Source organism: Shigella sp. SIG6 (assembly GCF_053555815.1).
This window is the reverse complement of the sequence record NZ_JBQZXC010000010.1, coordinates 37,726-51,664: the sequence shown is the minus strand read 5'-3', so window position 1 is coordinate 51,664 and position 13,939 is coordinate 37,726. Positions and strand designations below refer to the sequence as shown.

11 protein-coding genes are annotated in these 13,939 nt (G+C 52.4%); all 11 read right to left on the bottom strand.

Going from position 1 to position 13,939, the window contains the following annotated elements; genetic code table 11:
* Positions 1–35 precede the first annotated feature (35 nt).
* Entirely contained in the window at positions 36–995 is a 960-nt protein-coding gene (gene accA, locus ACUU1M_RS03365; RefSeq protein WP_000055741.1) for an acetyl-CoA carboxylase carboxyl transferase subunit alpha, read from the bottom strand.
* A 12-nt stretch (positions 996–1,007) separates the two neighbouring features.
* The gene (gene dnaE, locus ACUU1M_RS03360; RefSeq protein WP_001294741.1) at positions 1,008–4,490 is read right to left on the bottom strand and encodes a DNA polymerase III subunit alpha; all 3,483 of its coding nucleotides are present in this window, start codon (positions 4,488–4,490) and stop codon (positions 1,008–1,010) included.
* A gap of 36 nt (positions 4,491–4,526) precedes the next feature.
* Positions 4,527–5,123 carry a ribonuclease HII gene (gene rnhB, locus ACUU1M_RS03355; protein WP_000569398.1) on the bottom strand — a complete coding sequence of 199 codons (597 nt, stop codon included), beginning with the start codon at positions 5,121–5,123 and terminating at the stop codon, positions 4,527–4,529.
* A complete protein-coding gene (gene lpxB / locus ACUU1M_RS03350; RefSeq protein ID WP_000132066.1) occupies positions 5,120–6,268 on the bottom strand; it encodes a lipid-A-disaccharide synthase in 1,149 nt (382 codons plus the stop codon). Before lpxB ends, rnhB begins: the two co-directional genes overlap by 4 nt.
* A complete protein-coding gene (gene lpxA / locus ACUU1M_RS03345) occupies positions 6,268–7,056 on the bottom strand; it encodes an acyl-ACP--UDP-N-acetylglucosamine O-acyltransferase (protein WP_000565966.1) in 789 nt (262 codons plus the stop codon). The genes lpxB and lpxA overlap by 1 nt, the downstream gene beginning before the upstream one ends.
* A 3-nt stretch (positions 7,057–7,059) precedes the next feature.
* The gene (gene fabZ / locus ACUU1M_RS03340) at positions 7,060–7,515 is read right to left on the bottom strand and encodes a 3-hydroxyacyl-ACP dehydratase FabZ (protein ID WP_000210739.1); all 456 of its coding nucleotides are present in this window, start codon (positions 7,513–7,515) and stop codon (positions 7,060–7,062) included.
* A 104-nt stretch (positions 7,516–7,619) separates the two neighbouring features.
* A complete protein-coding gene (gene lpxD / locus ACUU1M_RS03335) occupies positions 7,620–8,645 on the bottom strand; it encodes a UDP-3-O-(3-hydroxymyristoyl)glucosamine N-acyltransferase (RefSeq protein WP_001139282.1) in 1,026 nt (341 codons plus the stop codon).
* Positions 8,646–8,648: 3 nt separating this feature from the next.
* Entirely contained in the window at positions 8,649–9,134 is a 486-nt protein-coding gene (skp, locus tag ACUU1M_RS03330) for a molecular chaperone Skp (protein ID WP_000758956.1), read from the bottom strand.
* A 121-nt stretch (positions 9,135–9,255) separates the two neighbouring features.
* Entirely contained in the window at positions 9,256–11,688 is a 2,433-nt protein-coding gene (gene bamA, locus ACUU1M_RS03325) for an outer membrane protein assembly factor BamA (RefSeq protein ID WP_137564165.1), read from the bottom strand.
* A 29-nt stretch (positions 11,689–11,717) separates the two neighbouring features.
* Entirely contained in the window at positions 11,718–13,070 is a 1,353-nt protein-coding gene (gene rseP / locus ACUU1M_RS03320) for a sigma E protease regulator RseP (RefSeq protein ID WP_005072676.1), read from the bottom strand.
* A gap of 11 nt (positions 13,071–13,081) precedes the next feature.
* A complete protein-coding gene (gene cdsA, locus ACUU1M_RS03315) occupies positions 13,082–13,939 on the bottom strand; it encodes a phosphatidate cytidylyltransferase (RefSeq protein WP_000922454.1) in 858 nt (285 codons plus the stop codon).

Below are 13,939 nucleotides of genomic sequence, written 5' to 3'. Positions count from 1 at the left end.
CCACCGAAGTGACCCTTTTTCAGAACTTTTGCGAATTACGCGTAACCGTAGCTCATCAGGCGCTGATAACGACGATTTTTTAAATCTTCAGTGCTTAACACATCGAGATCGGCCAGATCCGCCAGCAGTTGCGCTTTCAACGATGCCGCCATCGCTTCCGGGTTACGGTGAGCGCCGCCCAGCGGTTCCGGGATGATGGAGTCGATCAGTTTCAGCTCTTTCAGACGCGGAGCGATGATACCCATCGCTTCAGCCGCCAGCGGCGCTTTGTCGGCGCTCTTCCACAGAATGGACGCACAACCTTCCGGCGAGATAACGGAATAGGTGCTGTATTGCAGCATATTCACTTTATCGCCCACGCCAATCGCCAGCGCACCGCCAGAACCACCTTCACCGATAACCGTACAAACTACCGGTACGCCAAGGCGAGACATTTCACGCAGGTTGCGTGCAATGGCTTCAGACTGACCACGCTCTTCTGCGCCCACGCCAGGATAAGCCCCCGGGGTGTCGATAAAGGTGATGATAGGCATCTTAAAGCGTTCAGCCATTTGCATCAGACGCAGTGCTTTGCGGTAACCTTCTGGCGCTGGCATACCAAAGTTACGGCGAATTTTTTCTTTGGTTTCACGACCTTTTTGATGACCAATGATCATCACCGGACGACCATCGAGACGGGCGATACCACCGACGATAGCTTTATCGTCTGCATACGCACGGTCGCCAGCCAGTTCGTCAAATTCATCAAATGCCAGGCGAACGTAATCCAGGGTATAAGGACGCTGCGGATGGCGTGCCAGTTGCGCAATCTGCCATGCACCGAGATCGGCGAAGATTTTACGCGTCAGTTCTACGCTTTTTTCACGCAGACGATGCACTTCTTCATCGATGTTAATATCCAGTTTCTCATCCTGACGGCTAACCGCAGTCAGAGAATCGATTTTCGCTTCCAGCTCTGCAATCGGCTGTTCAAAATCAAGGAAATTCAGACTCATAGTATTCCTGTATTAGTCAAACTCCAGTTCCACCTGCTCCGAACCAATGAGGCCACGGAGATCGTTTAATAAACGATCGCTCGGAGAGACACGCCACGTCGCGCCAAAACGCAACCGCGCGCGTGCATCCGCCCTCTGATAGTAGAGATGTACTGGAATTGTCCCAGAGCGGTGGGGTTCCAGAGACTGACGGAGTCGGTTTAAAAGCTGGTCATCAATTTGCCTGTCCGTCAGCGAGATAGCAAGCCCGCGAGCATATTTTTCCCGGGCTTCGTCAATATCCATCACTTCGCGAGCGGTCATTTTAAGCCCACCGCTGAAGTCATCAAAGCTGACCTGTCCGCTGACGATAAGTATGCGGTCTTTTTCCAGCAATTGCTGGTATTTATCCAGGGCGTCAGTAAACAACATCACTTCCAGCCGCCCGGAACGGTCATCCAGCATGCAGATACCGATACGATTGCCGCGCTTGGTGACCATAACCCGCGCGGCAACAACGAGCCCCGCAGCCGTGATGACTTTACCACGTTCTGTCGGGTGCATGTCTTTCAGCCTTACGCCTCCGACATAACGCTCAATCTCTTTTAAATACTGGTTGATAGGGTGTCCGGTCAGGTACAGGCCTAACGTTTCACGTTCCCCATCTAATACCACCTGCTCCGGCCACGGTTGGCAGCTGGCGTAGGATTGTTCAATTTGTTCCGGCTCTTCGGCCAGCACGCCGAACATATCGGCCTGACCGATAGCTTCCGCTTTCGCGTGTTGATCTGCCGCTTTTAACGCATAACCCAGCGAGTTCATCAGCGCCGCGCGGTGTGGCCCAAGACGGTCAAACGCCCCGGACATGATCAGTTTTTCCAGCACCCGCCGGTTTAACTTTTTGGTGTCGGTACGGGCGCAGAGATCAAACAGTTCGCGGAAGTAGCCGCCTTTATTACGGGCTTCGATGATGGCCTCAATCGGACCTTCACCTACCCCTTTGATGGCGCCAATACCATACACGATTTCGCCGTCGTCGTTGACGTGGAAATGGTAAAGACCGGAGTTTATATCTGGTGGCAGGATTTTCAGCCCCATCCGCCAGCACTCATCCACCAGGCCCACCACCTTCTCGGTGTTGTCCATATCGGCGGTCATTACCGCCGCCATAAACTCCGCCGGATAGTGCGCTTTCAGCCATAACGTTTGATATGACACCAAAGCATAGGCCGCAGAGTGCGATTTGTTAAATCCGTAACCCGCGAATTTCTCCACCAGGTCGAAGATTTTCATCGCCAGTTCGGCGTTGATTCCGTTCTTTTCTGCACCTTCAGCAAATACAGAACGCTGCTTAGCCATCTCTTCCGGCTTTTTCTTACCCATCGCACGGCGCAGCATATCCGCGCCACCGAGGGTATAACCAGAAAGCACCTGGGCAATCTGCATGACCTGTTCCTGATACAAGATAATGCCGTAGGTTGGCTCCAGTACCGATTTCAGGCTTTCATGCTGCCACTGCACGTCCGGATAGGAGATCTCTTCACGACCATGTTTACGGTCGATAAAGTTATCCACCATCCCTGACTGCAACGGACCAGGGCGGAACAGTGCCACCAGTGCGATCATATCTTCGAAGCAGTCAGGTTGCAGACGCTTGATCAGGTCCTTCATGCCGCGCGATTCAAGCTGGAATACCGCCGTGGTTTCCGAGCGTTGCAGCATGTCGAAGCTTTTCTTGTCATCCAGCGGGATCGCGGCGATATCCAGCGGTGGCTCGCCATTCTTCGCCCGCCGCTTGTTGATCATCTCCAGCGCCCAGTTGATGATGGTGAGCGTACGCAAACCAAGGAAGTCGAACTTCACCAGTCCGGCGTATTCAACGTCGCTTTTATCAAACTGGGTGACCGGATGTTTGCCCTCTTCATCGCAATAAAGCGGCGCAAAATCGGTAATTTTGGTCGGCGCGATAACCACCCCACCGGCGTGCTTACCGGCGTTACGGGTGACCCCTTCCAGTTTGCGCGCCATGTCGATCAGCGCCTTAACTTCTTCATCCGCTTCGTAGATTTCCGGCAGCTGCGGCTCGGCTTCAAACGCTTTCGCCAGCGTCATCCCCGGATCGGGCGGGATCAGTTTCGAGATACGGTCGACAAAGCCGTACGGATGCCCCAGCACGCGGCCTACGTCGCGGATCACCGCTTTCGCCGCCATCGTACCGAAGGTGATAATCTGCGATACCGCATCACGACCGTACATGTCCGCCACGTGTTCGATAACCTGATCGCGTTTCTCCATACAGAAGTCAACGTCGAAGTCAGGCATGGAGACACGTTCCGGGTTAAGGAAACGTTCGAACAGCAGGTCAAATTCCAGCGGATCGAGGTCGGTGATTTTCAGCGCGTAGGCCACCAGTGAACCCGCACCGGAGCCACGGCCTGGCCCTACCGGTACGCCGTTATCTTTCGACCACTGGATAAATTCCATAACGATGAGGAAGTAGCCCGGGAAGCCCATCTGGTTGATAACCTGAAGTTCAGTCTCCAGACGTTCGTCATATTCCGGGCGGCGTTTAAGACGTTCTTCCTCGTCAGGGAATAAAAATGCCAGACGCTCTTCCAGGCCTTCTTTTGCACGCTTGACCAGATAATCTTCGGTGCTCATGTCCCCGGTCGGGAACTGCGGCAGGAAGTATTCACCAAGACGCACAGTTACGTTACAGCGTTTGGCGATCTCAACGGTGTTGGCAAGGGCTTCTGGGATGTCGGCAAACAGCTCGCACATCTCCTCTTCGCTACGCATATATTGCTGCGGCGAATAGTTACGCGGGCGTTTAGGATCGTCGAGGGTAAAGCCGTCGTGGATCGCGACGCGGATTTCGTGTGCGTCAAAGTCGCTGCTGTCGATAAAGCGCACATCGTTAGTCGCCACGACGGGCAAACCGCGCGCTTCCGCCAGTTCCACCGCCGCGTGCAGATAGCTTTCTTCATCCGGCCTGCCGGTGCGGATCAGCTCGAGAAAATAGCGATCCGGGAAGTGTTCTTCATAAAACGCGACACACTCATCTACCAGCGCGCTGTTACCACGCAAAAGACTGCGTCCGACGTCGCCCATGCGCCCGCCGGAAAGAAGGATCAACCCTTCGTTTAATTCGATAAGCCAGTCGCGATCGATGATCGGCCCGGCGGCACCGTACCCGCGCTGATACGCTTTTGAGATCAGCAACGCCAGATTCTGATAGCCGGTATTGTTCGCCGCCAGTACCGTCAGGTGGGTTAACTCATCACCCAGCAGGTCGCACTGGACATTAAAATCTGCCCCGACGATAGGCTTAATCCCTGCGCCATGTCCCGCTCCGTAGAACTTCACCAGACCGCAAAGGTTGGTGAAATCGGTGATCGCCAGTGCTGGCATACCCAACGCCGCCGCCTTTTTTACCAGCGGTGCGGTTTTGGCCAAGCCATCGATCATCGAGTAGTCGCTGTGCACCCGCAGGTGTACGAAACGTGGTTCAGACATCTTCAGATTCCGGTTTACTTAATCTCGACACAAGAATCAGGACGCAAGTCCCAGTGCGCGTTTGACAGGCCCAAAGCTGCGACGATGATGTTCAGTCGCGCCATATTCAGCCAGTTTTTCCAGATGAAAAGCGGTTGGATACCCTTTATGTTGGGCAAAACCATATTGCGGGAAAACAATATCCAGCGCCGCCATTTCGGCGTCACGCGTCACTTTCGCCAGGATAGACGCGGCACTGATTTCTGGTACGCGGCTATCCCCTTTCACCACAGCCATCGCAGGCATCGGTAATTTCGGGCAGCGGTTACCATCAATCAACACATATTCCGGCGCAATATGCAGCCCAGCGACGGCACGCTGCATCGCCAGCATGGTCGCATGAAGAATGTTCAGCTCGTCGATTTCGTGGGGTTCCGCGCGGCCCAGACTCCAGCTCAACGCTTTCTCTTTGATCTCTTCATAGAGCGCCAGACGGCGTTTTTCGCTCAGCTTTTTGGAATCATTCAGCCCGGCAATCGGGCGCGCCGGGTCAAGGATCACCGCAGCGGTGACGACCGCGCCAACTAACGGCCCGCGTCCGACTTCATCCACACCCGCAACCAGCTGCATGTGCGGATAAACAAATTCGATCATTGTGCTAACTCCAGAACGGCTTGTGCCGCCTGCTCATCGGCATTGCAGCGGATCTGCTGATGCAGTTCACGGAAGGTATCGTGCATCGCGTGGCTGGTTTTCCCGTTCGCCAACAGCGGTAACAGCGCCGCAGCCAGTTTTTGCGGCTCACACTCTTCCTGCAATAACTCTTTGACTAACTCTCTGCCCGCCAGCAGATTTGGCAGCGAGACATAATCAGTTTTCACCAGCCGCTTCGCCAACCAGAAGGTAAAAGGCTTCATGCGATATCCCACCACCATCGGGCATTTCGCCAGCATACACTCCAGGGCTGCCGTCCCCGACGCCAGTAGTGCCGCATCGCTGGCGACCATCGCCTCACGGCCCATTCCATCCAGCAAATGAACCGACAGGTCTGGCGCGACTTCAGCTTTGATGCGTTCAAACTGCTCGCGGCGTTTGGCATTCACCAGCGGCACCACGATTTCGAGATCCGGATATGTCTGGCGCAAAAGCTGGGCAGTTTTCAAGAAATCGGCACTAAGCATTTCGACTTCTGCACCACGGCTGCCCGGCAACAATGCCAGACAGTGGGTATCGTAAGGGATCCCCAGCACATCACGGGCACCATTTTTATCTGGATCTAACGGCATGGCATCAGCCATGGTATGACCGATAAAGCGGCACGGTACATTGTATTTGTCATAAAACGCTTTTTCGAAAGGCAGAAATGCGAGCACCAGATCGGTGGCTCTGCCTATTTTGAAAACGCGTTTCTGTCGCCACGCCCAGACGGATGGACTGACGTAATGAATGGTTTTGATACCCTGCTTTTTGAGGTTACCTTCAAGAGTAATATTGAAGTCGGGCGCATCAATACCAACAAAAACATCTGGCTTCAGTTCGCCAAAACGCTTTGTCAGATCGGCACGAATATGCAGTAAGCGACGCAGACGACCGAGCACTTCAACAATGCCCATCACCGCCAGTTCTTCCATTTCGTACCAGGCTTCGCAGCCTTCAGCCTGCATTCGTGGCCCGGCAACACCAACAAAGCGGGCGTTGGGCACACGTTCTTTCAGAGCGCGGATTAAACCGGCCCCCAGGATATCGCCGGAGGTTTCTCCGGCGACCAGGGCAATCGTTAATGGACGCTGGTCAGTCATTAACGAATCAGACCGCGCGTTGAGCGTGCAAAGAAATCGGTAAAGGCTTTCACTTCCGGATATGTTTCCGCTAGTTCAGCAATTTCCGGTTTCACTTCATCGAGCGTTTTACCGCTACGATAAATTAGCTTATACGCATTGCGGATAGCGGTAATCGCCTCACGGCTGAATCCGCGGCGCTTCAGCCCTTCGATATTGACACCGAACGGCGTTGCGTGGTTACCCTGCGCAATGACATAAGGAGGGACGTCCTGCGCCACACCGGAGCAGCCGCCAACCATCACATGCGCACCAATGATGCAGAACTGATGGACTGCGGTCATGCCGCCGATGATCGCGAAGTCGTCAACCGATACGTGACCCGCCAGCGTTGCGTTGTTGGCGAGAATACAGCGGTTACCTACCGTACAATCGTGCGCAATGTGCGCGTTGATCATCAGTAAGTTGTCGCTGCCCACCTTCGTCAATCCACCGCCCTGGACTGTGCCACGATGAATGGTGACGCTTTCGCGAATGCGGTTACGATCGCCGATTTCCACACGGGTCGGTTCGCCAGCATATTTCAAATCCTGGTTAACTTCGCCGATGGAGGCAAACTGATAAATCTCATTATCGCGGCCAATTTTAGTATGACCATTCACGACAACGTGAGATTTCAGTACGGTACCCTCACCAATTTCGACATGGGGTCCAACGATACAAAAAGGACCAATGTGTGCGTTCGCGCCAATTGACGCGCCCTCTTCCACAATGGCGGTTGGATGCACAAAGGCGGATTTATCAATCACGTATCAGGCCTCCCGGCTACGAGCACACATCATCGTTGCTTCGCAAACTACTTTACCATCGACCAGAGCAACCCCTTTAAAACGGGTCAGGCCGCGGCGCGTTTTTTCGAAAGTGACTTCCATGATCATTTGATCGCCAGGCACGACCGGGCGCTTGAAGCGCGCTTCGTCAATACCAGCGAAGTAGTACAGCTCACCCGGTTCCAGTTTTCCTACGCTTTTAAACGCCAGAATACCTGTTGCCTGTGCCATTGCTTCCAGAATCAGCACACCCGGGAAAATCGGTTTTCCAGGGAAATGGCCCTGGAAGAATGGCTCATTGACAGAGACATTTTTTACTGCGCGCAGAAAACGACCTTCTTCAAAATCCAGCACGCGATCCACCAGTAAGAACGGGAAACGGTGCGGCAGAAGTTCTAAAATCTCTTCAATCTGCAGAGTATGAGTGTTAGTAGTCAAGATACTCTTCCTGTCAAAATATAAGAAACGACAATAATAACACGGCCTGCCGCAATCGTAAGAATGAGACAGGCCGTAAAGTTTGGCGAACAAAAGATGGAACGTTAGTCTTGTTGATTAACCTTGCGCTCAAGCGATTTCAGACGCTTGCTCATGTCATCAATGTTCATCACCAGTGCAGCGGTTTTGCGCCAGACTTTGTTGGGTTGCAGCGGAATGCCTGAGGAATAGACGCCTGGTTCAGTGATGGGACGCATCACCATACCCATGCCCGTAACCGTCACTTTGTCGCATATTTCCATATGCCCGTTGATTACGCTGGCTCCGCCGATCATGCAGTAACGACCAATTTTCAGGCTGCCCGCCATAATGACGCCACCGGCAACCGCCGTATTGTCGCCAATCACGACGTTATGTGCAATCTGGCACTGGTTATCAATGATCACGCCATTGCCAATAACAGTGTCATCCAGCGCGCCGCGATCGATGGTTGTGCAGGCACCGATCTCCACGCGATCGCCAATAATTACGCGACCAATCTGTGGGATCTTCACCCAGTTACCACGATCGTTGGCATAACCAAAGCCGTCTGCGCCTACCACTGTTCCGGACTGGATCAGGCAATTCTGACCGATCTGGATCTCATGGTAAATGGTTACGTTCGCCCAGAGACGCGAACCTGCACCGATTTTGCTGTTTTTACCTACGAAGCAACCGGCACCGATAATCACGTTATCGCCCAGTTCAACGCCGGACTCAATCACCGCGTTAGCGCCAATCGATACGTTGTTACCCAGCTTCGCCGTCGCGTCGATCACCGCACTGGGTGCAATGTTCTGCGCGGGCTGCGGCGTGGTATCTAAAATTTGCGCCATGCGCGCGTAAGTCAGGTAGGGATTCTTCACTACCAGCGCGGCACTTTTCGCGAAAGGAAGATCGTCCTGGGTCATGACAACCGCGGACGCCTGGCACAAGCCTAAATGCTCACGGTATTTTGGGTTAACCATGAACGTAATGTGACCTGTTTGTGCAGATTGCATGGACGCAACGCCGGTGATGACGATATCGCCATCACCGTGTAGTTCTGCATCCAACTGCTGCGCTAAATCAGCCAGTCGAATTGAAGGCATTACTTATTTAACCTGTTTCAGTACGTCGGCAGTGATGTCTTTTACATCGCTGCTGTTGTAAGCAACGGCGTTTGCATCAACAACCAGATCGATATCCTGGCTGTTGGCAACGGATTTCACAGCAGTCTGGATACGAGTAACCAGTTTGCCGCGTTCTTCGTTGGAACGACGTGCGCGATCCTGCTCAAAAGCCTGCGCTTTCTGAGCAAAAGTCTGGCGCTGAGCCATCACGTCTTTTTCCAGTTTGGTGCGATCGCTGCCCGCTTTCATGGACTGCAGTTTTTTCATTTTAGCCTGCAGATCGGTTTCCATACGCTGCAGTTCGCTGGCACGGCCTTTGAACTCATTTTCCAGCGTGTTAGAAACACCGGTTTTCTGCGCTACCTGCTGGAACAGGCTGCCCATATTGACGATTGCAATTTTGTCAGCCGCCTGAGCAGAAGTTGCCAGTGCTAAACCAAGACCTGCAGCTAATAACCACTTTTTCACAATAAACTCCTTACCATCCCATTTGCACCGGAGGGTGCAGTTCTTTGCGTGGCCCGGCGATCTTATATTGATCGCCTAAAGTCATCGCTACACTACCACTACATTCCTTTGTGGAGAACACTTACCAGGTTTTACCGATGTTAAACTGGAACTGTTCTGCCTTGTCTCCATCGTACTTTTTGAACGGCTGGGCGTAGGAGAACACCAACGGCCCCAATGGGGACATCCATTGTAATGCGATACCTGCAGACATACGGATATTGCTTGGATCACTATAGTCCGGATATCCAGAATATTGGCTGGAATCCCAGTTTGTATCCCAAACGGTACCCATATCCCAGAAGAATGAAGTACGAACCGAGTTAGCATACTTATCGCTAATAAACGGCGTCGGGGTGATGAACTCGAGGCTGGCAACCGCCATGGCGTTACCGCCTACAGCATCATCCGATTTACACAGGTCTTTCGCGCCGTCCTGAGTCGCACATTCGTAATCATAGTCCGGATCATAATTACTGGCCTGATGCGGGAAGTAAACTGCTTTCGGACCAATGGTATTGGACTGGAAGCCACGCACGGTGCTGGAACCACCGGCATAGAAGTTCTCGTAGAACGGCATCTCTTTGCCGCCTAAACCATCACCATAACCCCAGCGGGTACGACCCAGAACAACCCATTTGTGATCGTCATCGATCGGCACATAAGTCGCCGTGTCTAACGTCACTTTGTAGTATTCGTTATCCGATCCAGGAATGGTCACTTTACCGGTCAGGTTGACACGTGAACCATCTGTCGGGAAGTAACCACGGTCAAGCTTGTTATAGGTCCAACCATAGTTGAACGTGAAGTCGTCCGTTTTGAAGCTGTTATCCTGATCAGAGGTGCTCGGATGTTCACCCATAGAGTACAGATAACGCCACATCGCAACCTGAGGCTGCATGTTGGACAGGGAGTTATGTACATAACCCAGACCTGCACGCAGCGAGTTATATTCGTTAATCGGGAAGCCCAACGTCACGTCTGTACCATAACTCTTGTTGGTATAGTCGGACAGGTCGGCGTCATCTGCCTGGAAGTCATTATAGAAGAGACGACCACCGAGGCTTACGCCATCTACGGTGAAGTACGGGTTGGTTACCGACAGTTCAGCATAGGTCTGGTAATCGTTTTTGGTCCCGTTGATACCAACAGCATAACCTGTACCTAACCAGTTATCCTGTTGCACGCCAGCCTGGAAGCTCACGCCACTTTCAGTACCGTAACCAATCCCGAAGTTGAAGCTACCAGTGTTACGTTCTTTCACCTTGTAGACTACATCAACCTGGTCCGGGCTACCCGGAACACGTTGGGTATCGGTATCGACAGTTTCAAAGAAGCCCAGACGATTCAGACGCTCCTTACCCTGATCGACCAGATCGCTCCCCAACCATGCACCTTCCATCTGACGCATTTCGCGACGCAGGACGGCATCTTTCGAGGTATCGTTACCTTCAAAATGGATCTTACGCACGTAGAAACGGTTACCCGCATCAACGTTCACGCGTAATTTAACGGTTTTGTCGGCATCGTTAATTTCAGGCATCGACTGTACGCGCGGATAGGCATAACCATAGCGACCGAGAAGCTTTTTAATGTCATCTTCCATTTTGGTCACTTTGGTGCCGTTATACAGCTCGCCCGGCTCGATCTTAGTCAGCTGCTCAATTTCAGCGGAGTGCCCGGCAAGGTTGCCGCTCACTTCAACGCCAGAAAGCTTGTACTGATCGCCTTCGGTGATGTTCACCGTGACGTAAATACCTTTTTTATCTGGCGTCAGACTGACCTGGGTAGAGTCGATGTTGAAACGGGCATAACCGCGGTCCAGATAGTAGCTGCGCAGGGTTTCAAGGTCGCCCGCCAGTTTCTGTTTCTGGTATTTACGATCGCCTACCACATTCCACCACGGCACTTCGTCACGCAGTTGGAAATGAGAGATCAGTTCGTCGGTGGTGAAAGCATGGTTACCAACAATGTTAATTTGCTGGATTTCAGCTGACACACCTTCCTGGAACACCAGTTTTAGGTCAACACGGTTGCGCGGCAGCGGGGTCACGACAGCTTTAACGCTGGCGCTATATTTACCGACGCTGTAGTAGAAGTCTTCCAGACCTTTCTCGATATCGGCAATGGTGGTGCGATCGAGGGATTCGCCCACACGCACACCAGAAGCCTCGAGGTTTTGCTTCAGCATGTCATCTTTCACCGATTTGTTACCGGAGAAAGTAATGCTGGCAATGGTCGGACGTTCTTTTACCTGAACCAGAAGGGTATCACCATCACGAAGGACGCGAACATCCTCAAAGTTGCCGGTAGCAAACAGAGCGCGAATGGTATTACTGATATCTTCATCATTAACCGTGTCGCCTGTACGCACCGGCATACTGAGGAGGGCCGCACCAACGGCGACACGCTGAAGGCCTTCGAAATGAATATCTTTCACTACGAACCCTTCAGCACCGTATACGGTGGCGCTGCTAAACAGCAGCGACGCTATGAGCAACTTTTTCATCGCCATCGTTATTATGCGTTCTTCCTAACTAACTCTCATAACCGAGAGAAATCATTGAAAAGTGCAAGCCCCATTAACAGCACCAGCAGAATCGAGCCAATGCGATAACAAAAGTCTTGAACCCGCTCGGATACCGGTCCGCCCTTGATCTTTTCGATCGCAAGGAACAGCAGATGCCCCCCGTCAAGTACGGGCAACGGAAACAGGTTAATTATCCCTAAGTTCACGCTAATAAGCGCAAGAAACGGCAGGTAATAAACTACCCCGAGTTCCGCTGTCATCCCAGCCCCCTTGGCGATAGAGATCGGCCCACTGAGGTTGTTCAGTTTCACATCACCGGTGATCAATTTTCCCAGCATACTGACCGTCAGCTTCATCAGCTGCCACGTTTTGTCCGTGGCTTCGACGATGGCGTTGAACGGCCCATACTGGCGTACAACTTTATACTCATCTGGCAAAGGAATGACTTTCGGCTCAATACCGACAAAACCAATCGCTTTACCATTACCCGGTTTACTCTCCGGGATTAATGTCAAAGACAAGGGACTCCCCTGCCTTTCGATTTCTAACGCTAAGGATTTACCCGGGTTATCCCGGACAAGCATCACAAAGGTCACCCACTGCGTTAAGGGCTGACCATCGACTTTAACGATCCTGTCGCCTGCTTGCAAACCTGCCTTGCTTGCCGCCAAGTTTGGCTGCACATTTTCCAGTACAGGTTCAATTTGCGGCCCACGAGGACGAATCCCCAGCGAAGATACCGGATCTTCTTTATCAGGCTCAAACGCCCAGTGACGTAAATCGAGCTTTACATCCCGCCGTTGGTCGCTGCCAAATGGCGCTACTGTAATGGTGGTGCTTTCATCGCCAATTTTATCGACCAACTGCAAACGCACGGCATCCCAATCAGGCGTTTCGATACCATCTACGGCTTTTAGTTCCGTACCTGGTGCAATTTGTGCTTCCGCAGCTATCGAATTGGCTGCTATTTCGCCAACCACCGGACGTACGCCAGGCACACCAATAATAAAAACCAGCCAGTAGGCAAAGATAGCAAAAATGAAGTTTGCAACCGGACCTGCGGCAATAATCGCCGCTCGTTGGCCGACAGATTTATTATTGAAGGCATGGTGGCGGAGTTCCGGAACGACCGGTTCTGCGCGCTCATCCAGCATTTTGACATAACCGCCCAACGGGATCAGGGCGATAACATATTCGGTGCCGAGCTTATCAGTTCGCCGCCAGAGCGCCTTACCAAACCCTATTGAGAAACGCTCAACGCGAACACCACAACGCCGGGCAACCCAGAAATGACCAAATTCATGCACGGTGATAAGTACACCCAGTGCAACGATGAACGAAGCCAAATCCCAGAGAAAACTCAGCATATTACCTTCCGTTAAAGCGTCCTGAATACCAGTAACAACAAGCAAGCAAAGACCGGTACCGCAGCCGTCAGGCTATCAATACGATCTAAAATACCACCGTGTCCTGGAATTAAATGACCGCTGTCCTTAATTCCTGCTTCACGCTTAAACATACTCTCGGTCAGATCGCCGAGCACTGAGGCTAACGCTGCGACAATAGAGCAAATGAGTAAGGTGACGGGAGCGACGTCGAGATTCGCCCACATGCCATAACCCCATGAGATTACCGCTGCAGTAGCGAGTCCACCTATAAAGCCTTGCCAGGTTTTACCCGGAGAAACCTTCGGTGCCAGCTTATGTTTACCAAACAATTTGCCAAACATATATGCGCCGGAGTCAGCGCCCCATACCAGGATCATGACATAGAGCAGCCATATTGCGCCACTGTAATGATTCTCGTCATAGTGCCAGGCCCGTAACGCCAGCATGCCCCAGAAGAAGGGAACAATGGTTAGCACGCCAAAAATAAGGCGCAATGTTTTAGAGTTACGCCAGATTGCTGCGGAACCTGGGTAAAACAGCACCAGCAATAGCGCGACAATCCACCAACCCAACGAAGCCCAAAGTGAGATTTCAACCAGCGGTTGATGAATATTTCGGTGATATTCCGGCAACAGAGAAAGCATCAGCGCCAACAATAACCCGCATAACACCGCCAACCATACTCGCTGCGAACGAGTGGTAAAACCGCTAAGCTGTCCCCATTCCCACGCTGCCAGCATGCAGACCACCAGCGTTACAATGGCGAACCCCACCGGCGGCAACAGAAACAACGCCGCGATGACGACGGGTATTAACACAAAAGCAGATATCAGGCGATACTTCAGCAA

Excerpts from the sequence above, each read along its gene's own strand:
- bamA (WP_137564165.1), bottom strand. The coding sequence starts at position 11,688 with ATGGCGATGAAAAAGTTGCTCATAGCGTCGCTGCTGTTTAGCAGCGCC.
- dnaE (WP_001294741.1), bottom strand. The coding sequence starts at position 4,490 with ATGTCTGAACCACGTTTCGTACACCTGCGGGTGCACAGCGACTACTCG.
- lpxD (WP_001139282.1), bottom strand. The coding sequence starts at position 8,645 with ATGCCTTCAATTCGACTGGCTGATTTAGCGCAGCAGTTGGATGCAGAA.
- lpxB (WP_000132066.1), bottom strand. The coding sequence starts at position 6,268 with ATGACTGACCAGCGTCCATTAACGATTGCCCTGGTCGCCGGAGAAACC.
- rseP (WP_005072676.1), bottom strand. The coding sequence starts at position 13,070 with ATGCTGAGTTTTCTCTGGGATTTGGCTTCGTTCATCGTTGCACTGGGT.
- rnhB (WP_000569398.1), bottom strand. The coding sequence starts at position 5,123 with ATGATCGAATTTGTTTATCCGCACATGCAGCTGGTTGCGGGTGTGGAT.
- accA (WP_000055741.1), bottom strand. The coding sequence starts at position 995 with ATGAGTCTGAATTTCCTTGATTTTGAACAGCCGATTGCAGAGCTGGAA.